The following is a 25,071-nucleotide window of genomic DNA, read 5'->3' as shown; positions in this document are numbered from 1 at the left end:
CCGGAGCAGCGCCGGAGCAGGGGCCGGGGCGGGACCGGAGCGAGGCGGAATGCATGCGGCGCCCCGGGCGTTCGGAGGAATGACGACACCTCGTCCGGCGTTGCCGGATGGAGGACCCCGAGGACCCCTGGACGAGGAGCGGATCACCACATGTCCGGCACCGTGACCATGTACAGCACAACCTGGTGCGGCTACTGCCGCCGGCTCAAGAGCCAGCTCGACCGGGAAGGCATCGCCTACACCGAGATCAACATCGAGCAGGACCCGGAGTCGGCGAAGTTCGTGGAGGAGGCCAACGGCGGCAACCAGACGGTGCCGACCGTTCTGGTCGTGGCGCCCAGCGGCAAGAAGTCCACGATGACCAACCCGAGCCTCGCCCAGGTCTCCCAGGCGCTCAGCGCCTGACGTACGGCACGCCCCCAGGCGCCCCTGCCCGCGCCCGGGGGCGCCTGACCGCCTGCTCCCGGGAGACCGCCCGGGGACCCTCCGTGGCCGCCCGGCGCCGGTGCTACCTTCGGGATCATGGACGACGCCGCCGGGTTCCAGGACATACCGCCGACCACGCTCGCCGACCTCCTCGGCCGGGAGCAGGTCATGGACATCCTCATCCGGCCGCTGTGGCCGTCGATGCCGCGGGTGGCCGGTCCGGCCTTCACCGTGCGGTGCCCGGCGGGTGACAACCTCATGCTGCACGCCGCCATCCACCGCGCCCCGGCCGGCTCCGTCATCGTCGTCGAGGCCGGCGACGTGGACTACGCGGTCGCCGGCGGCAACGTCTGCGCGGTAGCCCAGCGGAACGGGATCGCGGCCTTCGTGATCGACGGCGTGATCCGCGACCTCGGCGAGATCCGCGACATGCGCTTCCCTGTCTTCGCGCGCGGCGTGATCCCCATCCCGGGCGGCAAGGCCGCCGTCGAGCCCCTCAACGCCCAGGTCACCTGCGGCGGTGTCCAGGTCAACGCCGGCGACATCGTCGTGGCCGACGAGGAGGGCGTCGTGGTCGCGCCCCGGGACCGCGGTTCCCGTCTGCTCGCCGACGCCCGCGCGAAGCTGGCGAAGGAGTCCGCCGAGACCCTCGACATGTGGGAGGCGGCGCACCGCGCCCGCATCGACCAGATCCTCGCCGCCCAGGGCTACCAGGACTGACCCGGCCGCACCCACCCGGCCGTCCACCGGCTCCCGCCGCACCCGGCCCGCACCGGCACCCCGCGGGGCGCGGAAGTGGGACGGTGGGGGAATGCAGGGAAATCGGGAGGGCGTGGTATGCGGCGTGGCCCGCACCGCGACGGGCGAGCCGCTCGGTTCCTACTTCGTCGCCGTGACACCGGACGAGCCCAGGATGCTCCGCTTGGCGGCCCCCTTCACCAGCCCGACCGGCTTCTTCTCGCTGTCGCTGCCCGCGGGCGGGTACACGATCCGCGCCGGAGTGCCCCACCACGACGGGCGGCCGGCACAGGGCGGCGCGCGAGCCGACGTGGTGGTGGGCGAGGTCACGTACGTCGAGGTGGTGGGCGCCTCGGGCGAGCCCGGGGGGACGGACCTCGCGCACCTGGCCCTGCTGAGGGAGTACGAAGGCGGGGCGCTGTCGGCGCGGGAGCGGACGCCCGCGGTCGAGGTGGTGGAGTACGACCCGCGGTGGCTGCGCCGGTTCGCCGCCGAGCGCGACCTGCTCACGGACGCACTGCCCGGCGCACGGGCGATCGAGCACGTGGGGTCGACCAGCGTGCCCGGGCTGTGCGCGAAGCCGACCATCGACGTGATGGTGGTTCTCGACGATCTGGCAGCAGTGGCCGCTCGGGTGGAGCCGCTGGCACGGATCGGGTACGAGTACCGCCCCGGGTCGTTCGCGGCCGACGAGGGGCACATGTTCCTCCGCAAGATGGCGGACGGAAAGCGGACGCACCACCTGCACGCCGTGGCCGCCGGCTCCCCGCTCGCCGACGAGTACCGCCTGTTCCGGGACTTCCTCATCGCGAACCCGGAGGCCGCGCGCCGCTACGGGGTGATCAAGCGGACCCTCGCCGCCCGGTTCGCGTACGAGCGGCAGGGATACGTCGAGGAGAAGGAGCGCCTGGTCGCCGTGTTGATGGCCGGTGCGCGGGAGTGGCGGCGAACAGGTCGCGCGTGGAGTCCCCGCTAGCCTCGGGCCTCCGTCGCTCTCCGGTACGGCGGCACCCGCAGGCACGCGTCATCGGCACCCTCGGCAATTTCGACAGCCAACTGTGCAGTTGGCTGAAGAGAATGCTAGCCTTCAGAAGATGGACGAGCAGCGTGCGCCGGAGCGGGCACCGGAACCGGAGCGGGAGCCGTCGTCGGCGCCTGACCCGGCGGTCCTCGCCGGTGAGCTGCGCGTCGTTCTCGGGCAGCTCACCCGCAGACTCCGCGAGCAGGGACACGGCAGCGACCTCACCCGGTCCCAGTCGTCGGTCCTGCTCAGGATCGAGCGCGACGGAGCGGCGACGGCGACCGTACTGGCGCGCGCCGAGGGCATCCGCCCGCAGTCGATGGCGAAGATCGTCGGCGTCCTGGAGGACGCCGGGCTGATCAGCGGTTCGCCGGACCCGAGGGACGGCCGAAAGACCGTACTGAGCCTCACCGAGACCGCGCGCGAGAAGTTCCGTACCGGGCGGCTGGCGAAGGAGGACTGGATGACGCAGGCGATCGGGGCCGGGTTCTCCGCCGAGGAGGTCGCGCGGCTCGCCTCGTGCACCGACCTGCTCAGACGGCTCGCCCAGTCGCCCTGACCCGTCCCGCTCCCGCCTCCCCGGCACCGCTCCGCCGCTCCACCTGCGCCGTCCCGGCCCCACCGCCGCTTCCGGCGTGCCCTCACCCGGCTTCTCGACACCTCACCACCCCGCCACTCCGAAGGACTTCGCATGCCCGTCACCACCCTCGACCCGAAGACCGCGCTCATCGTCGTGGACCTCCAGGCCGGCATCGTCACCCTGCCGCTCGCCCACCCCGTCACCGGGATCGTCGACCGCTCGGCGGACCTGCTGCGGGTGTTCCGCGACCGCGGCCTCCCCGTCGTCCTCGTCAACGTGTCGGGGGCACCGTCGGGCCGGACCGACCAGGGCCGCCCCGGCACCCGTTCGTTCCCCGAGGGCTGGACCGACCTCATCCCGGAACTGGACCGGCAGCCCGAGGACATCCTCGTGACCAAGCACGCGCGCAGCGCCTTCACCGGCACCGGCCTGGCCGACCGGCTACGGGCACTCGACGTCACGCAGGTGGTCGTCACGGGCATCGCCACCGGCAGCGGCGTGGAGTCCACCGCCCGGGACGCGCACGAGCAGGGCTTCCATGTGACGCTGCCCGTCGACGCCATGACCGACCGGGACCTGACCACGCACGAGCACAGCGTGGCGCACGTCTTCCCGCGCATCGCCGAGGTCGGCAGCACCCAGGATGTCCTGGACGTCCTGGCCCAGTGACCGTGTCCGGACCGCGGACCGAGGAACGCGCCCTGGCGACGACCGGGGCGCGTTCCCCTCGGCGCCACCCCGGGCGTGGCCCTCGTCGCTTTAGTGCCTGACGGCAGGTCAAACCATCCCCTAGCCTGAATCCATGCTGAGCGAACTGGTCTACCTGTCCGACGCGAAGTTACGGCAGTTCGTCCCGTTGGCCCGGCGCCGCTTCAGTGGCCGGCTCAAGATGGCGCTGAAGGTCTCCACGCCCCTGGTCGGCGTGGACGTGTCCCCCGCCGCCACGAACGACGAGCGGGAGCGCCTCGACCATCTGCGGCGGGTGACCGAGCAGATCGAGAGCCACGCGCGCTGGTTCACCGATGCCGAGCACCGCCCGGGTCAGTGGATCTGGTTCGAGGCCCCGCTCAACGACATGCTGCTGGACGACCCGTTCAGCCACATGGTGGTCTTCCTCGACCCCGGCGACCCGGTCGAGGGCTACGACCCGGTGGACGCCTCCGGCCGCAAGGTCCGCCTGCTGATGCACGGTTCCGCCGAGCACCTGCTGCTGCCGGCCCTGCCACCACGGCAGGAGCCGCCGCCCGCCGCGAGGACCGTCACGGAGTACGCCACCGGCGGCACGACATGGACGTCCGGTGGCGGCGGCTCGTCCACCTCCCCCGGCTACAGCGAGGTCACCAGGAGCCGGGCGTGGTTCAGGCGCGAAGGCGGCCAGGCCCACGACACGCTCGACACCCTCGGCCACCAGGACCTGCCGGTCCTCCCGGCGGACTCCCCACCCACAGAGGTGTCCAGGCTGGGCCACTTCCACCGGGGCACCGCCGAGCTCGTCGACTGGCTCGACCGCCGCGCGTCCGCACCCACCGCCGCCTGGACACGGGGATACGCGCGCGTCACCGCCGACCTCGCCTACCCGCCCGTCGGCGGCGACACCGCCGCCCCCTTCAGCAGAGTGGTGATCGCCAGCCCGCTGTACGTGGAGTACGCGCACGACCTGCCGTAGCGCGCCGGTCAGTGGCACGCCCGCCAACCCGCCAGGCTCGCAGGACCGCGCACCCGTGGACCCGCACACCCGCGGCTACCGCGCCGCCGCGGCTCCCCCCTGCTTCGGCAGCGGCTTGCCGTACCACAGCTCGATCAGCCGGGCCGCGATCGAGATGCCGAACGGGGGCAGCACCTCGCCGGACTCGAAGGCGGCGCGCAGGTCCTCGCGGGAGAACCAGCGGGCCTCGTGGATCTCCTCGCCGTCGACGTGGATGTCGGAGGAGGTGGCCTGCGCCATGAACCCGAGCATGAGGCTGGACGGGAACGGCCAGGGCTGGCTGGCGACGTAGGAGACGTCGCCGACGGTGACGCCGGCCTCCTCGAAGACCTCGCGGCGCACCGACTGCTCGATGGACTCGCCGGGCTCCACGAAGCCCGCGAGGGTGGAGAAGCGGCCCTCGGGCCAGTGCACCTGGCGGCCGAGCAGGGCGCGGTCCTCGTCGTCGGTGACGAGCATGATCACGGCGGGGTCGGTACGCGGGTAGTGCTCGGCGCCGCAGGCGGGGCAGCGGCGGATGTGGCCCGCGGCGGCGATGACGGTGCGCTCGCCGCACCGGGAGCAGAAGCGGTGCATGCGCTGCCAGTTCTCCAGCGCGACGGCGTGCACCATCAGCCCGGCCTCGATCGGGGCGAGCAGCCCGCCCACCTCGCGCAGTCCGGCCGGGCGGGCCGCCTCGTCCATCCGCCCGGGCAGGGTGTCCTTCTGCAGGGCGAAGTAGCGCACGCCCTCCTCGTCGATGCCGAGGAAGTAGCGGTGCTGCTCGGTCTCGGGGGCGTCGAACGCCGGGGTCATGACGAGTTCGGCGCCGCCGTCGGGGGTGTCCTCGACCAGCACCTGGCCGCCGGAGACGACGAAGACCCGGGTGGTGGGGTGGCTCCAGGCAGCCGCGAGCCACGCCTCGTCGAGCCGATGGTGGGCCGCGCGGTCCACCCCGGTGTAGGTGAGGCTCAGCGGCTTCGATGTCGCGTCGAGTTCGGTCAAGGCGTCTTCCCAACTCCCCTTTGCGGTGCCTGCGATGCCTGCGGTACGAGCCGTACGAGCGGTGCCGGCCGTACGAGCGGTACGGGTTCCACGCGAGCGGGCGCGAGGTGCCCGTTGCGCCGTCGGCCCGCGCCGCTCACCGGCTGCTCGGCCACGGTTCGGCCGCCCAGTCCGCGGCGAGCTCCGTCCACAGGTGCGCCGCGGTCTCGACGCCCTTGAACAGCAGGTCGAGATCCACTTTCTCGTCCACGGAGTGCCAACCGTCGGACGGCACGGAAATTCCCAGGAACAGTACGGGAACGCCCAGTACGTCCTGGAGGTCGGCGGCCGGCCCGGACCCGCCCTCGCGGGTGTACCTGATCTCCTGGCCGAAGGCGCGGCCCATCGCGCGGACCAGCGAGCGCAGCGCCGGGTGGTCCAGCGGGGTCAGGCACGGGCGGGTGCCGTCGCCCCAGAACCGGATCTCGTGCCGGATGCCGTCGGGCAGCCGGGCCGCCACCCAGTCCGTGACCAGTTGCCGCACCCGGGCGGTGTCCTGCCCCGCGACCAGCCGGAAGGAGAACTTGATCTCCGCGGTGGACGGCACGATGGTCTTGCCGCCGGGGCCGCCGTAGCCGGCGTGGATGCCGTTGACCTCGGCGGTCGGCCGGGCCCAGATCCGCTCCAGGGTGGTGTGGCCGTGCTCGCCGAGCGCCGCGTGCGACTTGGCCGTACGCAGCCAGCCCGCCTCGTCGAACGGCAGCTCCGCCAGCAGCGCCCGCTCCCGGTCGGTGAGTTCCACCACACCGTCGTAGAAACCGGGGATCGACACCCGCCGGTCCTCGTCGTGCAGCGCGGCGACCAGCCGGGCCGCCTCCGTGGCGGGGTTGGGCACCGCGCCGCCGAACGAGCCCGAGTGGATGTCCTGGTCCGGCCCGTACAGGTCGATCTGGCCGTCCACCAGGCCGCGCATGCCGGTGCACACCGTCGGGGTGTCCTCGGCCCACATGCCGGTGTCCGAGACGATCACGGTGTCGCAGGCGAGCCGGTCGGCGTGCTTCCTGATCAACGGCCCGAAGTGCGGCGACCCGGACTCCTCCTCGCCCTCGACCAGCAGTTTCAGGTTCACCGCCGGAGCGGTGCGGCCGGTCGCCGCCAGGTGCGCGCGCAGGCCCAGGGTGTGCAGGAAGACCTGGCCCTTGTCGTCCGCGGCGCCGCGTGCCCGCAGCCGCCCGTCCTGCTCGACCGGCTCGAACGGGTCGGTCGCCCAGCCGTCCTCCCGCGCGGCGGGCTGCACGTCGTGGTGCCCGTAGACGAGCACGGTGGGTGCGTCGGCCTCACCGCTCGGCCACTCGGCGAAGACCGCCGGGCCGCCGCCCTCGGTCTCCCACACCTCCGCCACCGGGAAGCCGGTGTCGGTCAGTGCCGCCGCGAGCCACTCGGCGCTGCGGCGTACGTCGGGGGCGTGGTCCGGGTTCGCGGAGACGGACGGGATACGGAGCCAGTCCCTCAGCGCGGCGAGGAACGCGGCGCTGTGTTCGGCGATGTACGGGGCCGGGTCGGCGGGGTGCGGGTGGACGGCGTTGTCCGGGGTCGTACGCATGGCTTTCAGCGTACCGGCCGCGTCGTCGGCCCTGCTCCGCCGCCTGCCGCCGACCCCGCCACCGACCCTGCCGGCGCACCCCCGCACCCCGCGCCCGCCCGCTGTCAGTGCGGCGGTTCCCCGGCCCGGTCCGGCGGATCGGGGCTGAGCAGCCGCTCCAGCGCGGCCCGGTCCGGCAGGTCCGGGGGCCGCAGCAGCGTGCCGGTGCGGATGTGCAGGAACGCCGCCCGCACCCGCTCCAGCGGCACGCCCTGCTGCTCGGCCCAGGCCAGCCGGTAGATCGCGAGCTGCAGCGGGTCCGCGGCGTCGGGCCGGTGCCCGGTCTTCCAGTCGACGATCTCGTACGTGTACGGGTCCGCGTCGTGGCCTGGCGGCTCGGTGGAACCGGTCTCGGCGGCCACGGCATCCGCGCGTACGGCGTCCGTACGTTCCCGGTACACCGCGTCGATGCGGCCGCGGATGAGGCGGCCGGCGAGGGTGAGGGTGAAGGCGGCCTCGACGCGGTAGGGGGTGCGCTCGGCGTACGGGGTGCGCAGGAAGGCGTCCTTGAGGGCGGCGAGGTCCTGCTCGTCGGCGATGTCGTCGCCGGGTTCGATGCCGGGCAGGTCCTCCGGGGCGAAGAGCGGGCGGGCGTCGAAGCGGGACTCGACCCAGGCGTGGAAGCGGGTGCCGCGGCGGGCGGCGGGGGCCGGTGGGCGCGGCAGGGGGCGGGCCAGGTCGCGGGCGAGGCCGTCCGGGTCGGCGGCCAGCCGCATGAGCTGGGTGGCGGTGAGGGTGCGCGGGAGGGGGACGTCGTGGACGGTGGCGCGGGCGCGGCGGAGTTCGCCGGTGAGGGCGGTGAGGTCGCGGTCCCAGGCGGAGACGAGGCGGGAGTCGTCGGGAGGGAGCGGGGGATCGGCGGGGTGGGGGGCGCCGGTGGAGTCGGGGGTGGGGTGGCCTTTCCCCCGGGTGGGTTGCGGGGGGAGGGAGGGGCGGGGGGATGCGGCGCGGGTGGGTTGCGGGGGGAGGGGGGTGTCGGAGGCGTCCGGGCGGGTGGCGTCGATCTGGGCGCGGACGGTCTTCGCGGCATGGCGGCGCCGTTCGAAGGCGGCCGGGTCGAGGGGCAGCGGCCAGGGGGGTTCGGTGGCGGAGGCGAGGGCCGGGTTGTCGGCGTCCTCGGCCGGGGGCTCGGCCCACACCTCGATCTCGCCGTGCCCGGCCTCGCAGTGCGCGCGCAGGGCGTCGAGGAACGCGGACGGCCCGAACGGCTTGGACTGGGTCGGCCCCCACCAGTGCCCGGAGCCGAGCAGGAGGGAGCGCGGCCGGGTGAAGGTGACGTAGCCGAGCCGCAGTTCCTCGATGCGCTGGTGCTCCTTCATCGCGGCGCGGAAACCGTCGAGCCCGGCCCGGGTCCACGCCTCCACGTCGGGGAGGGTGGCGGCGTCACCGCGCAGACCGTGCGGCAGCACCTTCGCGTTGAGCGGCCACAGCTCCCGTCCGCGTTCGCCGGGAAAGCCCTTGGCGACCAGACCGGGCACCACGACCACGTCCCACTCCAGGCCCTTGGCCTTGTGGGCGGTGAGCACCTTCACCGTGTCGTCGCCGCCGGGCAGCGAACTGTCGAGGCCCTTCTCGTACTGCGCCGCGGTGTGCAGGAACCCGAGGAACGCCAGCAGCGTCGCCTCCCCGTCCAGCCCGGCGAAGGACGCGGCCACGTCGAGGAACGCGTTGAGGGTCTCCTGGCGGCGGGCGGCCAACGCGTGCGGTGACGCGGCCAGCTCCACTTCGAGCCCGGTGACGGCCAGCACCCGGTGCAGCACGTCCATCAGCGGGTCGGCGAGCGCCCGGCGCAACTCCCTTATCTCGGCGGCCAGCCGCGCGAACCGCACCCGCGCCTCGGCGGAGAACGGCAGCTCGTCGCCGGTTTCGGCGTCGAGGAACGTCTCCAGCGCGTCGGTCAGCGACACCACCTCGGCCGGATCGACCCCTTCCACGGCCGCCGCGAGCCGGTCCGGCCCCTCGCCGTCCGCACCGCCGCCGGGCCCGGGTCCGTACCGCACCAGCAGCCGGGCCCGGCGGCCGAGGAGCGCCAGGTCGCGCGGGCCGATCCGCCAGCGCGGGCCGGTCAGCAGCCGTACCAGGGCCGCGTTGGCGGTCGGGTCGTGCAGCACCTCGCAGGTGGCGACGAGATCGGCCACCTCGGGCAGGTGCAGCAGCCCCGACAGCCCGACCACCTCGACCGGCACGTCCCTTGCCACCAGCGCCGCGTGGATGTCGGCGAAGTGCGCGGCCGTACGGCACAGCACCGCGATCTCGCCGGGCGGCGTGCCGGTGCGCACCAGGTGGGCGACGGAGTCGGCGAGCCACGTCGTCTCCTCGGCCTGCGTGGGCAGCAGCGCGCAGCGTACGACGCCGTCGCGCTCGGCGCCGGGGGCCGGGCGCAGCGCCTCCACGCCTTCGTGCCGGGCCCGCAGTTCGACGGCGAGGGTGTTGGCGAGGTCCAGCAGCCGGCCGCCGGAGCGGCGGTTCTCGCTGAGCGAGTAGCGGTCGGCGGGCCGCCCGTCCGCGTACGGGAAGTGCCGGGGGAAGTCGTCGAGGTTCGCCACGGACGCGCCGCGCCAGCCGTAGATCGCCTGGCAGGGGTCTCCGACCGCGGTCACCGGATGCCCGGTGCCGCCCCCGAACAGCCCGGCGAGCAGCAGCCGCTGCGCCACCGACGTGTCCTGGTACTCGTCCAGCAGCACCACCCGGTACTGGTCCCGCAGCAGCGCGCCGACCTCCGGGCGGCCCTGCGCCAGCTCGGCGGACAGCGCGATCTGGTCGCCGAAGTCCAGCAGGTCGCGGCCCTTCTTCTCCTGCCGGTAGGCGGCGGCCAGTTCGGCCAGGTCGCGGCGGGCGGCGGTGGCGTGCGCCACCTCCTTCACCCAGGCGTAGCCGCGCATGCCCGGGTCCAGCTCGCCGAGCCGCGCGGCGAGCCGCGTGTCATGGGCGCGCAGCCGCTCGGCGGGCACCAGGTGCTCCGACAGCTCGCCGGACAGCGCGAGCAGGTCACCGATGAGCGTGGGCAGCCCCTTGGTCAGCGCCGGGTACGGGCCGGGCGCGGCCCGCAGCACCTTCGCCGCCAGCTGGAAGCGGGTGGCGTCGGCAAGCAGGCGCGCGGTCGGCTCCAGCCCGATCCGCATGCCGTGGTCCTTCAGCAGTTGCCCGGCGAACGCGTGGTACGTCGAGATCTGCGGGTCCCCCGGCACCTGGTCCGGGTCCAGGGCCGGGTCGGGCGGGCCGTCCGCCTCGCCCGGGGTGATGCCCGCCCGCGCCAGCGCCCGCCGCACCCGCTCGGAGAGTTCCGCGGCCGCCTTGTTGGTGAAGGTCAGCCCCAGCACCTGGTCCGGCGCGACCTGTCCGGTGCCGACCAGCCACACCACCCGCGCGGCCATCACTGTGGTCTTCCCCGAGCCCGCCCCGGCCACGATCACCCCGGGAGCGGGCGGCGCGGTGATGCACGCCATCTGCTCGGGGGTGAACGGGATACCCAGCAGCTCCTTGAGCTGATCAGGGTGGTGGAGAGGGTTTGCCACCCAGCGAGGCTATCCGGCCGGGCCGACACGCTTCACCGGCCGGCCCGCCCGTTCGGGGGCAGGTCAGACCGAGTCAGACCGACAGGTGCGGAGCGTCGCTGCCCACCGAGGAGAGGTCGACGGTGTCCTTGGCCGGCGGCGCGGATATCCGCGGTGCCTTGCCGAAGTCGCTGAAGCGGAGGCCCCCTCCGCCGTCGGTGCTGACCAGGCCGAGGATGTACGGCGTGCCGTCGGCGGCGACGTACACCGTGTTGGTGGTGCCGTCGTCGTCGCGCTCGTGGAGCGGGACCACGGCCCGGCCGTAGCGGCTGGCCGGGGCGTCCTTGCCGGTCACCTCGTCGCCCTCCTCGACCGAGGCGAGCAGGGAGTCCAGCTTGCAGAACTGGTCGAGGTCGTCCGCCTCCTGCTCCTGCGCGGGCAGCCTGACCCACTTCCCGGCGAAGGCCCGGGCCAGTACGTCGCCGTGACTGTCGTCCTGGTCCTCCCAGTAGGAGGCGTCGGCCTTCAGGTAGTACGCGTCGTGGATGCCGATGACCTGGACCGGGTCCTCCCCGTCGTTCTCGAGGGAGGCCGCGCACTTTCCGGAGGCGGTGAGCGCGGCGGTGATGTGCGCGTCACCCTCGTCGTCGGAGAGGACGACGTCGACGGTCACGGCCGTCACGGAGTCCATCGCCTCCTCGGCCTTCGAGAAGATCTGGTCGGCGCTCTCCCCCGCGAACGCCCCGGTCTCGGCGGTGGTGGCCGCCGGTACGACGATCGGCGCGCCGCCCGCGTCCGTGTCCCCGCCGCAGCCGGTCAGCACCGCCACGGCCACCGCGGTGCCGAGCACCGCCGCGCAGAAAGTACGTCTGGCCGCCATGGCCGCCCCCCTTGCATCCCCCCAGGGGCCCGCGCTGGTGGCGGCGGGCACCCGGAATCCCCTTGCTCTGTACACAGACCATAGCGTCCGGCTGCGACAGCGTGCTGTGGGTTATCCACAGGCCGTCACACCCACCCCGGGTGCGCTCCGACCCCGGCGTGCGCTTCTTCCCGGCGTGTGTTCCGCCCCCAGCGCCCGCTTCTACCCCGCGCTCGCTCCTCCCTCGCGCTCACTCCACGACGTGCCGGCCCTCCGGCCGGGCGGTGCAGGCCGAGCGGAAGGCGCAGTGCGCGCAGTGCTGGCCGGCCGCGGGTGTGAAGCGCTCGTCCAGCACCCGCCCGGCCGCCTCGGCGAGGAGGTCCTGGGCCCACTCCCCCTCGATGGGCTCCTGCCGCTGCACCGCCGGGAGCGCGTCGCCGCCCTCCTTGCGGGTGGCGCCGAGCCGGAGCTGCACGAGTTCGGCGCCGCCGGGGTGCGGACGGGCCCCGCCGAAGAGCGGGTCGACGGCTCCCTCGCGGACGGCGAGCTGGTAGACCGCGAGTTGGGGGTGCCGGGCGACCTCCTTCGCGGTGGGCTTGGCCCGCCCGGTCTTGAAGTCCACGACGTACGCCTGCCCTTCGGCGTCCGTCTCCACCCGGTCCATGCTGCCGCGGATGCGCACCTGCGCGTCGCCCGCCTCCAGCGTCACGTCGAACGCGTGCTCCCCGGCGACCGCCTCGCGGCCCCGTTCCATGACGTGCCAGCGCAGGAAGCGCTCCAGCGCGGCGCGGGCGTTCTCCCGCTCCTGCCGGGACTTCCAGGGCGCGTCGAACGCGAGCGCGTCCCATACGGAGTCCAGCCGCGCCATCAGCACGTCGAGGTCGGCGGGGGCACGGCCGGAGGCGACCTCGTCGGCCAGGACGTGCACCACGTTCCCGAAGCCCTGCGCGGCCGTCGACGGCGGCTCGGCCTTGACCTCGCGCCCCAGGAACCACTGCAGCGCGCAGGTGTTGGCGAGCTGGTCGAGCGCGCTGCCGGACAGCACGACCGGCTGGTCCCGGTCGCGGACCGGCACGGCCGACCGGGTCGGCTCGTACACCCCCCACCAGCGCTCGGGGTCCGCGGCGGGCACCAGCGCGTGGCCGTCGTCGGTGAGCGAGGCCATCCGGGCCAGCCGGCGGGCGGCGGCGTCACGCAGTTCGGGAGACACGGTCGGGTCCACGGTGGTCGCGCGCAACTCCGCGACGAGCGCGGCCACCGCGAGCGGGCGGCGCGGCCGGTGGCCCACGTGCACCGGCTCCACGCCGAGTTCGGCGAGGAACCGGGAGGGCTGGTCGCCGTCGTCCGCCGCGGACTTCACCGCCGTCACCAGCAGCCGGTCCCGCGCGCGGGTCACCGCGACGTAGAACAGCCGGCGCTCCTCGGCCAGCAGCGCGCCCGGGGTGAGCGGCGGCGCGAGGCCGTCACCACCGATCCGGTCCGCCTCCAGCAGCGAGCCGCGGCGGCGCAGGTCCGGCCACACGCCCTCCTGCACGCCCGCCACCACCACGAGCGGCCACTCCAGGCCCTTCGCGCGGTGCGCGGTCATCAGGCGTACGGCCTCGGGCCGGACCGCGCGACCGCCGAGCGTGTCGGCCACGATGTCGAACGACGACAGCTCGTCGATCAGGTTCAGCGCGCCGCGGCCCCCCGTGCGCTCCTCCGCCCGGGCCACCGTCTCGAACAGCGCGCACACCGCGTCCAGGTCGCGGTCGGCGTTCCGTCCGGCCGGACCGCCGCGCAGCGCCGCCCGCTCCAGCCGGCCCGGCCACGGCGAGCCGTTCCACAGCGCCCACAGCGCGTCCTCGACGGTGCCGCCCGCCGCGAGCCCCGCGCGCGCCGCGGCCAGTTGCGCCCCGATCCGCCGGGCGCCCCGCGCGTACGAGGCGTCGTGCGTCGCCAGCCGCTCCGGCCGCGCGACCGCCTCCGCGATCAGCAGGTCCGAGGGACGCGGCACCGCCACGCCCGCCGCCCGCTCCTCCTCGCGCAGCGCGCGCCCCAGCTTCCGCAGGTCCGCCGAGTCCATGCCGCCCAGCGGCGACGTGAGCAGGGTCAGGGCGTCCTCGACGGAGAGCCCGAGAGCGTCCCCCTCCGGGCCGTCGTCCCCACTCCCGTCCCCGCTCCGGTCCGCCGACACGGATACGGCTACGGCCTCGTGCCCGTCCGCGTCCCCGGTCCCGGCCTCCTCCGCGACCTCGCCCTCCTCCACGGCCTCCCCCACGGCCTCGGTCCCGGCCATGTCCCCGCGCGCCGCCGCGGGCGCCGCCGCTTCCGCCGCCACCCGCAGCGCCAGCAGCAGCGGCGCGACGGCCGGGTCGGCGTGCAGCGGGGTCGCGGACGGGGCGAGGTCGATCGGGACACCGGCGGAGGCGAGCGCGCGGCGCAGCGTGGGCAGCGCGGAGGTGGTGCGGGTGAGGACCGCCATGTCCGACCACGGGATGCCGTCTTCGAGGTGGGCGCGGCGCAGGGCGTCGGCGATGGCGTCGAGTTCGGCGCCGGGCGTCGGGTGGGTGCGCACCGCGAGGGCGCCGCCGGGGCGGTGGGCGGCGGGCGCGCGGTGGGCGCGGGCCGCTGCGGCGGGCAGGCGGGGCAGCGCCATCCGGCCGGCCAGCCGCCCGGTGGCGGCGAGCAGCGCGGCGCCGGCCCGGCGGTTGCCGGTGAGCACGCGCACCGGGGCGGGGCGGCCGGCCCGGTCGGGGAAGGCGGCGGGGAAGTCGAGGATGCCGTTCACGTCGGCACCCCGGAACGCGTAGATCGACTGGTCGGGGTCGCCGAAGGCGACGAGGGTACGGCCCTGCCCGGCGATCGCGTGCAGCAGCCGGACCTGTGCGGCGTCGGTGTCCTGGTACTCGTCGACGAAGACCGCGTCGTAGCGCCCGGCGAGTTCGGTGTGCACCTCGGGCCGCCGGACCAGCCGGACCGCGCGGTGTACGAGTTCGGTGTAGTCGATGACGCCCTGGAGGTCGGCGACGTCCAGGTACTCCTGGAGGAAGGCGGCCGCGGCGAGCCAGTCGGGCCGGCCGATCCGGCGAGCGAAGTCGGCGAGCGCGCGGGGGGCGAGGCCGAGTTCGCGGGTGCGGGCGAGCACCGCGCGCACCTCGTCGGCGAAGCCGCGAGTGGTGAGCGCCGCCCGCAGGTCGTCGGGCCAGCTCACCTTGGCGCGGCCCTCGCGGGCGAGCCGGGCCTGTCCGGCGAGCAGTTCGCGGACCATCAGGTCCTGCTCGGGCCCGGACATCAGCCGCACCGGCTCGGCGAACAGGTCCGGGTCCTGGTGGGCGCGCAGCAGCCCGTAGCAGAACGAGTGGAAGGTGGTGGCCTGCGGCGCGGCGCTCGCGCTGCCGGTCACGGCCTGCGCGCGGGCGGCCATCCGGTCGCGCAACTCGACGGCGGCGGCGCGGCCGTAGGTCAGGACGAGCACCCGGTCGGCGGGGGTGCCGGCCCGCACCCGGGCCAGCACGGCCTCCACCAGCGTGGTGGTCTTCCCCGTGCCGGGGCCGGCGAGCACCAGGAGAGGTCCCTGCCCGTGCTCAACCACAGCGCGCTGGGATGCGTCCAGCACTGGAGGCGCGGCGGACACCGCCGGCGCGCGCACCAGCCGGTAGCCTCCGACGCCCGGGCGGGTCGCACGGGCGTCGCCGGTCCGGTCCTCCCGGCCGGGCGCCGCGGGGGCGCCGCCAGGGGAAACGCGAGGAAGTGGGGAAGAGGGGTTCACGTGGTTCGCCGGTTTCGTGGTGGTCAGGCAATGTACTCCGTACGGGCTGGTCGCGGCATGCGTTGCCTCCGCATGGCGGAAGCTGGATGACATGACCCTCCGGCCGTCATCCGCCGCTCGCGCCACCCGCAGACCCGGGCGCGCCCTCGGCGCCGGCGCCGGGCGCCCGCCCGGGGCCGTCCGGCGTGTGCGTGCCGTCCGGCGAGAGCCCGTCCCAGCGGGCCGCGCGCATGTCCAGGCGCGGTATGTGCCCCTGGGCGGCGGGGCCGACCGTCCGCAGCGGGGTGCCCTCCGCGCGGTACGCGGCCAGGGCGCGCTGCTCGTGCCCGGCGAGCAGCACCCCGTCGGAGCGCACCACCCGCCACCACGGCACCACCGCCCCGTACTCCGCCATCACCCGGCCGACCTGACGCGGACCGCCCTCCCCCAGCCACTCCGCCACGTCGCCGTACGTCATGACCCGGCCCGGCGGAATCAGGTCCACCGCGTCCAGCACCTTCTCCGCGTACGGGCCCAGCTCGCCCGCCCCGGTCGCACCGCTCTCCTCGCTCACCCGGCCAATCCTGCCGCACACCGCCGACACCGGGGGGCTACGGCTCCGTACGCGCACAGCGCATGCCACCATCGTCCGGGCGGTGACTGGTGATACGAGACCAAGAAGAGACAACAGGGGACAAGCAGGGCGCCGGCGAGGCCGTGGAGGCCGCCGGCGCTCCTGGAGCGCTGTCCCCGTCCGCCCCTGAGCCGCAGGTCGCGGTGAGCGAGGACAGCGACCGGGGCGCGAAGGCGGTGGCCGGCGGCTCAGGTCGCTCAGGTGGCTCCGGCGGCTCAGGTGGCTCCGGCAGCTCGGACGGCAACGGCAGCTCGGACGGCTCCGGCAACTCCGGCACGGACGGGTCGGGCAGCTCGGAGGGCGCAGGCGCCCCGGGCGACCCGGGCGGCACCGGGTCCACGCGCGGCGCCCCCGACCGCCCCGCCGACCCCCACAACCCCGCGCAGCCGCCCGCCCCCCAGCCGCACGGCTCGCACCGGGCACCGGAAGAACCGTTTTGGTCCTCACCGGACACCGAGGACCTGTCCGGCGGCGACCTGCCCGCCGACGGCGCGCCGCTCGAACCGGCCGGCGCCACCCGGCAGGCCGTGTCCGTGGACGAGCCGCTGCTCGCCGCCCGGGTGCACCGCCCCGCCGACCTGGTGCGCTTCTTCATGGGCCTGCTGGGCATCGGGGTGGTGCTCGCCATCGCGGGCTTCGCGCACGCCACCACCAACGGCCTGGAGACCGACATCACCAAGGGCGCCATGCGGGCGCCCGACTTCTTCTCCTCGTTCACCGGCACCACCGCGAGCGTGGCGGTGCTCATCGTGCCGGTGGCGTTCGCCGTGGAGCGGCTGGTCAGACGGGACGGGCTGCGGATCGCGGACGGTGTGCTCGCGGCCGTACTGGCGCACGGCGCCGCGCTCGCCACCGACCTGTGGGTCACCAACGCCGCCCCCGGCTCGATCCGCGAGGCGCTCTCGCACGGCGCGCCGACCGGCCTGGGCATGACCGACCCGGTGCAGGGCTACCTCGCACCGGTGATCGCCTACGTCACCGCCTCCGGCATGGCCAGACGCCCGCGCTGGCGGGTCGCGCTGTGGTTCGTCCTGCTGCTGGACGCGTTCGCGGTGCTGGCCGGCGGCTACACCACGCCGTTCTCCATCGCGCTGACCCTGCTGATCGGCTGGGCCGTCGCCAACGGCACGATCTACGCGGTCGGCTCGCCGAACGTCCGCCCCACCGGCCAGAACCTGCTCGCGGGCCTGCGCCGGGTCGGGTTCGCGCCACTGACCGCGCGCCGGGTGGTGGAGACCGGCCCGGAGAGCGCGGACTCCGACCGCGGCCGCGCCTACCTGGTCACCCTGGAGGACGGTCCGCCGCTGGACGTGACCGTGGTGGACCGCGAGCAGCAGGCGCACGGCTTCTTCTACCGGGCCTGGCGGCGGATGTCGCTGGTCGGCGGGATCACCCAGCGCCGCAGCCTGCTGTCCCTGCGGCAGGCGCTGGAGCAGGAGGCGCTGCTGGCCTACGCGGCGATCGCGGCCGGCGCCAACGCGCCGAAGCTGATCGCCACCTCGGAGCTGGGCCCCGACGCGGTGATGCTCGTCTACGAGCACATCGGCGGCCGCCGCCTGGACGCGCTGGACGACGACGAGATCACCGACGCCCTGATGCGCGAGGCGTGGACGCAGGTGCGCGCCCTGCAGTCGCGGCGGATCGCGCACCGGCGGCTGGTCGGCGAGTCCCTGCTGGTGGACCGGAACGGCACGGTCTTCCTCACCGACCTGCGCGGCGGCGAGATCGCCACCGGCGACATCCTGCTGCGGATGGACATCGCGCAGTTGCTGACCACCATGGCGCTGCGGGTCGGCCCGGCGCGGGCGGTGGGCGCGGCGCTGTCGGTGCTCGGTCCGGACGCGGTCGCCGCGTCGCTGCCGCTGCTGCAGCCGATCGCGCTGAGCCGTTCCACCCGCGGCGAGCTGAAGATGCTCAACCGGGCCCGCGCGGTGCGGGAGCGCGAAGCGGTGCTCGCCGCGCTGGCCGCGGACAAGGAGGCCAGGGAGCGCGGCAGGGCGCACCCCGCCCGCGAGCCGGCGCCGAGCACCGCCACGGTGGCCGCCGAGCCGGACGGCTCGGCGGCCAAGACGCCGTCGAAGGCGGAGCGGAAGGCAGAGACCAAGGCGGAGAAGCGCGCCATGGAGGACGCGCTGGAGGAGATCCGCGAGGAGGACCTGCTGTCGCGGATCAGGCAGCAGGTGCTGCTGATCCGCCCGCAGGCGCCCGTCGAGCCGGTGCGGCTGGAGCGGATCAAGCCGCGCACCCTCATCACGGTCATCGCGGGCGCCTTCGCCGCGTACTTCCTGCTCTCCCAGCTCTCGTCGGTGCCGATCGGCCACGCCATCGTGCACGCGGACTGGAAGTGGGCGCTGGTCGCCGTGGTCGGCTCCGCGGCGAGCTACGTCGCCGCGGCCGGCGCGCTGTCCGGTTTCGTACCGGAGCGGCTGTCGTGGCCGCGGACGGTGATGGCGCAGGTCGCCGGGTCGTTCGTGAAGCTGGTGGCGCCGGCCGCGGTGGGCGGGGTGGCGCTGAACACCCGCTATCTGCAGAAGGCGGGGGTACGGCCCGGGCTCGCGGTGGCCAGTGTGGGCGCCTCGCAGCTCGTCGGGCTCGGTTCGCACATCGTGCTGCTGATGGCGTTCGGCTTCATCACCGGCACCGAGAAGACGCCGTCGCTGTCGCCGTCCAGGACCGTCATGGCGGGGCTGCTGACCGCGGGTGTGCTGGTGCTGGTGGTCACCGCGGTGCCCGCGCTGCGGAAGTTCGTCTCGACCCGGGTGCGCGCGCTGTTCGCGGGCGTCGTGCCGCGCATGCTGGACGTGCTCCAGCGCCCGGCGAAGCTGCTCACCGGCATCGGCGGCACCCTGATGGTCACGGTGACCTTCGTGCTGTGCCTGGACGGCTGCGTACGGGCCTTCGACGGCAACCTCAGCTACGCGACGATCGCGGTGGTCTACCTCGCGGGCAACGCGCTGGGGTCCGCGGCGCCGACACCGGGTGGTGTCGGCGCGGTCGAACTGGCGCTGACCGGCGGCCTGATCGCGGCGGGGCTGCCGAAGGAGGTGGCCACCCCGGCGGTGCTGTTCTTCCGGCTGCTGACCTTCTGGCTGCCGGTGCTGCCGGGCTGGCTCGCCTTCACGCACCTCAGCCGCAAGGGCGAGTTGTAGGACCGGAACAGGGACCGGAACGGGGAGCGGGACAGGGACCGGGACGGTGGCCGTCCTGCCGGCCGGCGGGACGACCCGGTCGGCAGGATCGGCGGCTCACTGGTCCTCGATGTCCGAGATCTGCTTCGTCGCGAGGTCGGACTGGACCTTCAGGTACGTGTAGTACGGGCTGCTCGGGTTGCCCCAGGTGAGGCGGACGGTGCTGAAGGCGTGGCCGGCGCCGCCGCCGTCTGCCGTGACCTGCCAGCCGATCGGGTTGTCCTGGGCGCGCAGCACACCGTCGGCGTGCTGCGCGGCCTCCCACGCGGCCAGCTTCGTCCGGAAGCCGCTGGTCAGGTAGTGCTCGCGCAGTCCGTTGCGCAGGTCGTCGTTGCGCGCGTCCCACACCACGTCGATGTAGGCGCCGTAGAAGTCCGCGACGCGGTCGACGGTCGACTGCGGGTCGCCCGAGCGGACCGACCCGGCGGCCTGCGGCACCTCGGCGCCGGTGGTGTGGTCGCCGTGCACGCCGCCCGCGGACTGGGTGGGCGCGGCCGGGTGCGTGCCGTGGGTGGTGCTCGCCTGGGCGGCTGCCGCGGGCGCGGCGACGGCGAGACCGAGCGCGACGGCGGTGAGGGCGAGCCGGCGGACCGTGCTCCGGGTACGGGTACGCGCGAGTTGCATGTCTGGCCTGACCTTTCGTGAGATGTGTGGTGATAGACCACTCTTATCCAATAAGCGATCTGACACCCCGTAAGACCGTCTGTGTCCAGGAAGGGTTGTCCTTCGTCCGGGGAAATCCCGTGAACTCCGCGCATCCGGCGGCTGCTGACGGCGTGACACGTCCGTGACCCAATAGGCACTGCACCGCCCTCGAACAGGCTGTTCCGCTTCGATACGGTGAAAGCCTGGATACGGGGACCAGACTCGGGTGTACGTCATTGCCGCGGACCCGGTGGCTCCCTTTGCGACGACCGATCGGGAGCTCTCCACGATGCGAGCACGCACCGCAGTGACCGCCACCGCATTCGCGGCGGCCACCGCCCTCACCCTGACCGCCTGCGGCGGCGGCTCGGGCGGCGGTGGCGACAAGATCTCGACGTCGCCGAGCACTTCGGCATCGCCCTCGACGTCCACCGCCTCACCGAGCGAGGCGAACGGGGCGTCCCTGCGGATCGACCCCACGTTGAAGCTCCCGGCCGACCTGAAGGCCCAGTTCCAGTGGGCGACACCGAAGAACGCCGACCAGGCCGCCGCGCTCTCGGGCGCCGCCAACTACATCCAGGCGATCGACCACGCGGTCACCAAGCAGAACAAGAGCGACCCGGGCCTGCTCGGGTACTCCGCCGACAGCGCCCTCACCTACGCCCAGGGCTACGTCCAGCAGAACGTCGACCAGAAGCTGACGATGACCGGCACCGACCGCTACTACGGGCCCACCTTCACGATGGGCAGCGGCGGCGCCTCCGTCGAGGTCAAGCTCTGCAACGACCAGTCGAAGCTGTACAGCAAAGAGGTCGTCGGCGGAAAGGTGCACGTGACCGGGGCGAGCGACCGGAACTACGTGTCCTGGGACATCGTCATGGTCAAACTCCCCACCGCGAAGGCGGTCTGGCAGGCGCGCGAAGTCACCGTGAAGGAGAAGGCACTCCAATGCAAGCAGTGAACGCCAAGAGAGCGGCGCGGCGCGGCCTGGTGCTCGCCGGAGTGGTCGTCCTCGCCGCCGCCGGACCCGGCTACGCCTACACCGGCACGTCCAAGGACACCCCGACGAGCCATACTTCGGGCGACAGCAAGAACGGCACCCTCACCGCCGGTGCGGGAGCCGTCAGCGTCACGTACCCCTCCGGCTCCCCCAGCGGGGATTCGCACCCCCTCACGTCCGTCGACGTGCACTGGACGCCGCCGCCCTGCTGGATCGGCCCGATAGCCGACCCGGTGACGTTCAAGAAGAACGTCCTGGACGGGGTGAAGGCCACCAACGTGCCGGGGCAGGCGAACTACGCCCTCGAAGCCATGGACCAGTACAAGAAGCACTACGACAGCAACTACACCTGGGACGGCAGCGGCAAGGGCTACAAGGACTTCAACATCGACCAGCAGGGCAAGGGCATGTTCTGGGGGCCGGTGGAGAACCCGGACGCCCCGAACAGCCTGGACAAGTTCGCCTGCAACTCCACGATCCCCTTCTTCGTGCCCAACGGGCAGCGCCCGCCCGCCGGCACGCCGAACGTGATCACGCCCGAGATGCTGTCGAAGATCGCGTACGCGCACACGCAGGTGCCCGGCGTGACGATCAAGACCAACCCGGTGAACACCCAGACCGTCAACCTGCCCACCTGGGTGCGGCTGGACGAGAAGTACACGCCGGTGAAGGTGCGGGCATCGGTGGACCTCGGCGGCGGACAGCAGATCTGGGCGGAGACCACCGCGAGCCCGACGAGCGTGCACATCGACCCGGGGACGTCGGACGCGACGGTGTACCCGGCATCAGGCGACTGCCCGATCGCGGGGGACGGGACAGTCGGCGCGGATTACAACGGGAACCCGAAGGCCGATCCGCCGTGCGGTGTGACCTACCTCAGGTCCACCCAGGCGACCGGGCCGTTCGACCTCGACGTCACCGCCACCTGGAGCGTCAGCTGGACCGGCTCGGACGGCGGCGGCGCGGCCCTGCCCGACGGCCGTATCCAGCAGCCCAAGCAGGTCACCGTGCAGGAGATCCAGTCCATCAACCGCTGACCCACCCGCGGGCACGGCATGGGTGACACGGCATGAGCAGCACGGCATGAGTAAGGGGCGGCACCCCAAGGTGCCGCCCCTTACTGTCGCCTGGCCTAGTAGACCGGCTTGTCCGGCTCGATCGTGTTCACCCAGCCGATGACGCCGCCGCCGACGTGCACCGCGTCGGAGAAGCCCGCGGACTTCAGCACCGCCAGCACCTCCGCGCTGCGCACGCCCGTCTTGCAGTGCAGCACGATCCGCTTGTCCTGCGGGAGGTGTTCGAGGGCCGAGCCCATCAGGAACTCGTTCTTCGGGATGAGCTTCGCGCCGGGGATCGACACGATCTCGTACTCGTTCGGCTCACGGACATCGATGATCTCGATGTTCTCGCCGTCGTCGATCCACTCCTTGAGCTGCTTGGGAGTGATCGTGGAGCCGAGCGCGGCCTCCTGGGCCTCCTCGGAGACGACGCCGCAGAACGCCTCGTAGTCGATCAGTTCGGTGACGGTCGGGTGCTCGCCGCACACCGCGCAGTTCGGGTCCTTGCGGACCTTGACCTGGCGGTAGGTCATCTCCAGGGCGTCGTAGATCATCAGCCGGCCGACGAGCGGGTCACCGACGCCGGCCAGCACCTTGATCGCCTCGGTGACCTGGATCGAGCCGATCGAGGCGCACAGCACGCCGAGGACGCCGCCCTCGGCGCAGGAGGGCACCATGCCGGGGGGCGGGGGCTCCGGGTACAGGCAGCGGTAGCAGGGGCCGTACTCGGACCAGAAGACCGACGCCTGGCCGTCGAAGCGGTAGATCGAACCCCAGACGTACGGCTTGTTGAGCAGCACGCAGGCGTCGTTGACCAGATAGCGGGTGGCGAAGTTGTCCGTGCCGTCGACGATCAGGTCGTACTGCGCGAAGATCTCCATCACGTTCTCGGCTTCGAGCCGCTCTTCGTGCAGGATCACGTTCACGTACGGGTTGATGCCCTTGACGGTGTCCCGGGCGGACTCGGCCTTGGAACGGCCGATGTCGGCCTGGCTGTGGATGATCTGGCGTTGCAGGTTCGACTCGTCGACCTCGTCGAACTCGACGATGCCCAGCGTGCCGACGCCCGCCGCCGCCAGGTACATCAGCGCGGGCGAACCGAGGCCGCCGGCCCCGACGCACAGCACCTTCGCGTTCTTCAGCCGCTTCTGCCCGTCCATCCCGACGTCCGGGATGATCAGGTGGCGCGAATACCTGCGGACCTCGTCAACGGTGAGTTCGGTGGCCGGCTCGACCAGGGGTGGCAGCGACACAGGGACCTCAGCAATACGGTTGGGTAGGTCATCGGACAGTAGGTACGGGCGGCCGCCCGCACGTCCTGGCCCTGTAACACTGCCACGCCCTTCTTCATTCCAAGACACCCGGTCCGAAGGCCGAGACGAAACCTGGTCACATGCTGGGCGGCGGCTCCTCGCGCACCCTGCGCACCGCTTCGTTCCAGTACCCGGGCAGGCCCGCCCACGGGTCCGCGCCGTCCCGGTCGGTGCGGTCGGTCATGTACACGGTGCCCGCGCCCTGCCAGCGGGCGACCCGCAGCGCGGCGTCCAGGTGCGTGGCGGGCAGGCCGTGCACCAGGTGCGCGAACCGCCTCGGCGGGTACTCCGCCGTCCACGCGGGCACCTCCGACCAGCGGTAGCGCGTCCACGGCCCGGCGAAGAGCACCAGCTGGTCGGCGAACTCGGCATAGCCGGGGTAGGGGTGCGCGCCGGGCGCGAGCACCACCCGGCCGCCCTCCGGCAGCAGCGCCCGCAGGGTCGCGGTGGCCCGGCGGCACTGCGCCGCCTCGGCGCGGAGCGTGGGCGCCCGGTCCACGTAGAAGCCGTCCACCTGGTACCAGTCCCGGTAGCGCGAGGCGTCCGCGACCAGCTCGCCGTACGGCCTGGTGCCGTACACCGCGTCCAGCCGTCCGAGGAGTGGAACGGCGTTCTCACGGACGCGGGTGAGGGCCTCGGCGCAGAGGGCGTCCGCGCGGCTGCCGGGGCCGGACGACACGTCGAAGGCGGCCCAGTCCACCGGCGCGCCCGGCCGGGCCAGTTCGGCCCACTCCGCGGGCGCGACCAGCGGGTGCGCGAAGAGCGGCACCCCGAAGCCGGTTCTGGCTCCGGGGACGGCCGGGGCCGGGCCGTCCGGCGCGACACCGGACCGCTCGCCCCTGGCCGGGTGGAACCTTGACGAGTCGGCCCCGGGCGCCGCGGCCCCGGACAGGTCGGAGACGGGCGGATCGGACATCGACGGGCCGGACGTCGAAGGTCCGGACGTCGAAGGGCCGGACGTCGAGGCGCCGGACGCGGCCGACCGGGCCGACGGGGACAGGTCCGATCGGCCGCGCGGGGCGGCCAGGGGGTCGCCGCGGGTCGACGGATCGCTGCGCGGGAACGGGTTCAGACGCGGCATGCCGCCTCCATCCACACATCGGCCAGCGACTCCTCCAGGCCGATCCGTGGCCGCCAGCCGAGCCGGTCGCGGGCCGTACGCACGTCGGCCTGCTGCCAGGACCCACAGCCGTCCGGATACGGCGCCGCGTTCGGCGGGTCGTCCAGCTCGCGCAGCGCACCGTCGTACCCGGCGACGTGGGCGAGGGCCGCGGCCATGTCCCGCATCCGCACCGCGCGCCCGCTGCCGATGTTCACCACGCCCTGCGCCGCCGACAGCGAAGCGGCGTGCACGGCCCTGGCCACGTCGCGCACGTCCACGAAGTCGCGCTGCGCGCTCAACCCGCCGAGCTTCAGCTCGCCGTCGCCGTTCTGCATCGCCCGGCGCAGCGCCTCCGCGACCCGGCCCAGCGGCGCCCCCGTCGGCGTGCCCGGCCCGACCGGGCTGAACACCCGCAGCACCACGGCGTCCAGGCCCGACCCGAGCACCAGCTCGGTGGCGGCGAGCTTGCTCACGCCGTACGGGCCGCCTGGTCGCGGCGACGCGTCCTCGCCGGTGGACGAGCCGACCGGCGAGGGGCCGTACTCCGACCCGCAGCCGACCTGCACCAGCCGGGCCGCGACCGAACTGCGGCGCAGCGCCTCGCAGACGGTCGCCACGGCCACGATGTTCTGCCGGGTCAGGTCGCGGGCGTTGCCCCGGGTGGAGCCGGCGCAGTTGACCACCACCCCCGGGTGGACCGCGTCCACGAACCGCGACAGCACCCCGGGCGCGCCCGAGGCGAGGTCGAACCGCACGTCCGCGTCGTCGCTGCGGCCCAGCGCGGTCAGTTGGCAGGCGGGGTCGGCCAGCAGGCGTTCCGCGACGTGGCGGCCGATGAAACCGTCGGCTCCGAGCAGCAGCACCCTCATCGCACACCCCGCCGGGTCCGGCGCCCCGCGACCGTACGGCCGCCCGCCGGCGCGGGCCGCGCCGGGGGCGGCGGGACGGGGATCGCGAACGGGCCGACCGGCAC

At 73.9% G+C, this 25,071-nt stretch carries 19 protein-coding genes; 9 read left to right on the top strand and 10 right to left on the bottom strand.

Annotated features, from left to right (window positions below; all coding sequences use genetic code 11):
- Positions 1-150: 150 nt before the first annotated feature.
- From OG370_RS28010 to OG370_RS27985, 6 genes are all read left to right on the top strand, one after another.
- Positions 151-405 carry a mycoredoxin gene (locus OG370_RS28010; protein ID WP_328468997.1) on the top strand — a complete coding sequence of 85 codons (255 nt, stop codon included), beginning with the start codon at positions 151-153 and terminating at the stop codon, positions 403-405.
- A gap of 117 nt (positions 406-522) precedes the next feature.
- Entirely contained in the window at positions 523-1,146 is a 624-nt protein-coding gene (locus OG370_RS28005) for an RraA family protein (protein ID WP_328468995.1), read from the top strand.
- 91 nt (positions 1,147-1,237) lie between these two features.
- A complete protein-coding gene (locus OG370_RS28000) occupies positions 1,238-2,140 on the top strand; it encodes a GrpB family protein (RefSeq protein ID WP_328468993.1) in 903 nt (300 codons plus the stop codon).
- Between the two features lie 118 nt (positions 2,141-2,258).
- Positions 2,259-2,744 carry a MarR family winged helix-turn-helix transcriptional regulator gene (locus OG370_RS27995; protein ID WP_328468991.1) on the top strand — a complete coding sequence of 162 codons (486 nt, stop codon included), beginning with the start codon at positions 2,259-2,261 and terminating at the stop codon, positions 2,742-2,744.
- 132 nt (positions 2,745-2,876) lie between these two features.
- Positions 2,877-3,434: an isochorismatase family cysteine hydrolase gene (locus OG370_RS27990; RefSeq protein WP_328468989.1), complete on the top strand. Its 558-nt coding sequence runs from the start codon at positions 2,877-2,879 to the stop codon at positions 3,432-3,434.
- A 133-nt stretch (positions 3,435-3,567) separates the two neighbouring features.
- Positions 3,568-4,431, top strand: coding sequence for an SAVMC3_10250 family protein (locus OG370_RS27985; RefSeq protein WP_328468987.1), 864 nt, complete (start codon positions 3,568-3,570; stop codon positions 4,429-4,431).
- Positions 4,432-4,506: 75 nt separating this feature from the next.
- Here OG370_RS27985 and nudC read toward each other — a convergent pair whose 3' ends face one another.
- The 6 genes from nudC to OG370_RS27955 all read right to left on the bottom strand — a co-directional run bounded on the left by nudC (position 4,507) and on the right by OG370_RS27955 (position 15,741).
- Positions 4,507-5,454 (bottom strand): NAD(+) diphosphatase, encoded by a 948-nt coding sequence (nudC, locus tag OG370_RS27980; RefSeq protein ID WP_328468985.1) that lies wholly within the window; start codon positions 5,452-5,454, stop codon positions 4,507-4,509.
- 136 nt (positions 5,455-5,590) lie between these two features.
- The gene (locus OG370_RS27975; RefSeq protein WP_328468983.1) at positions 5,591-7,036 is read right to left on the bottom strand and encodes a M20/M25/M40 family metallo-hydrolase; all 1,446 of its coding nucleotides are present in this window, start codon (positions 7,034-7,036) and stop codon (positions 5,591-5,593) included.
- A gap of 104 nt (positions 7,037-7,140) precedes the next feature.
- Complete coding sequence (locus OG370_RS27970; protein WP_328468981.1) at positions 7,141-10,590, bottom strand: ATP-dependent DNA helicase; 3,450 nt, start codon at positions 10,588-10,590, stop codon at positions 7,141-7,143.
- Between the two features lie 73 nt (positions 10,591-10,663).
- Positions 10,664-11,449, bottom strand: coding sequence for a hypothetical protein (locus OG370_RS27965; protein WP_328468979.1), 786 nt, complete (start codon positions 11,447-11,449; stop codon positions 10,664-10,666).
- 229 nt (positions 11,450-11,678) lie between these two features.
- Complete coding sequence (locus OG370_RS27960; protein ID WP_328468977.1) at positions 11,679-15,059, bottom strand: ATP-dependent helicase; 3,381 nt, start codon at positions 15,057-15,059, stop codon at positions 11,679-11,681.
- Positions 15,060-15,285: 226 nt separating this feature from the next.
- Positions 15,286-15,741, bottom strand: a complete 456-nt coding sequence (locus OG370_RS27955; protein WP_443060901.1) for an MGMT family protein — start codon at positions 15,739-15,741, stop codon at positions 15,286-15,288.
- 527 nt (positions 15,742-16,268) lie between these two features.
- Between OG370_RS27955 and OG370_RS27950 the strand changes: the two genes are divergently transcribed.
- The gene (locus OG370_RS27950; RefSeq protein WP_328474466.1) at positions 16,269-18,941 is read left to right on the top strand and encodes a lysylphosphatidylglycerol synthase domain-containing protein; all 2,673 of its coding nucleotides are present in this window, start codon (positions 16,269-16,271) and stop codon (positions 18,939-18,941) included.
- Positions 18,942-19,037: 96 nt separating this feature from the next.
- Here the strand turns inward: OG370_RS27950 and OG370_RS27945 are convergent, their stop codons facing one another.
- Complete coding sequence (locus OG370_RS27945) at positions 19,038-19,604, bottom strand: hypothetical protein (protein ID WP_328468973.1); 567 nt, start codon at positions 19,602-19,604, stop codon at positions 19,038-19,040.
- A 310-nt stretch (positions 19,605-19,914) separates the two neighbouring features.
- Between OG370_RS27945 and OG370_RS27940 the strand changes: the two genes are divergently transcribed.
- Together OG370_RS27940 and OG370_RS27935 are read left to right on the top strand one after the other, a co-directional pair.
- Positions 19,915-20,586 carry a hypothetical protein gene (locus OG370_RS27940; RefSeq protein ID WP_328468971.1) on the top strand — a complete coding sequence of 224 codons (672 nt, stop codon included), beginning with the start codon at positions 19,915-19,917 and terminating at the stop codon, positions 20,584-20,586.
- Positions 20,583-21,662 carry a hypothetical protein gene (locus tag OG370_RS27935; protein ID WP_328468969.1) on the top strand — a complete coding sequence of 360 codons (1,080 nt, stop codon included), beginning with the start codon at positions 20,583-20,585 and terminating at the stop codon, positions 21,660-21,662. The genes OG370_RS27940 and OG370_RS27935 overlap by 4 nt, the downstream gene beginning before the upstream one ends.
- A 95-nt stretch (positions 21,663-21,757) precedes the next feature.
- On the opposite strand, the gene moeZ is transcribed toward OG370_RS27935, so the two are convergent.
- The 3 genes from moeZ to OG370_RS27920 form a co-directional block, all read right to left on the bottom strand.
- Positions 21,758-22,936, bottom strand: coding sequence for an adenylyltransferase/sulfurtransferase MoeZ (gene moeZ / locus OG370_RS27930; protein WP_103884379.1), 1,179 nt, complete (start codon positions 22,934-22,936; stop codon positions 21,758-21,760).
- 136 nt (positions 22,937-23,072) lie between these two features.
- A complete protein-coding gene (locus OG370_RS27925) occupies positions 23,073-23,888 on the bottom strand; it encodes a spherulation-specific family 4 protein (RefSeq protein ID WP_443060900.1) in 816 nt (271 codons plus the stop codon).
- Between the two features lie 176 nt (positions 23,889-24,064).
- A complete protein-coding gene (locus tag OG370_RS27920) occupies positions 24,065-24,967 on the bottom strand; it encodes an NAD-dependent epimerase/dehydratase family protein (RefSeq protein ID WP_328468965.1) in 903 nt (300 codons plus the stop codon).
- Positions 24,968-25,071 lie beyond the last annotated feature (104 nt).

The sequence above is a fragment of the Streptomyces sp. NBC_00448 genome, from assembly GCF_036014115.1.
Taxonomy (GTDB): domain Bacteria; phylum Actinomycetota; class Actinomycetes; order Streptomycetales; family Streptomycetaceae; genus Actinacidiphila.
This window is presented reverse-complemented; position numbering and strand designations above follow the sequence as displayed.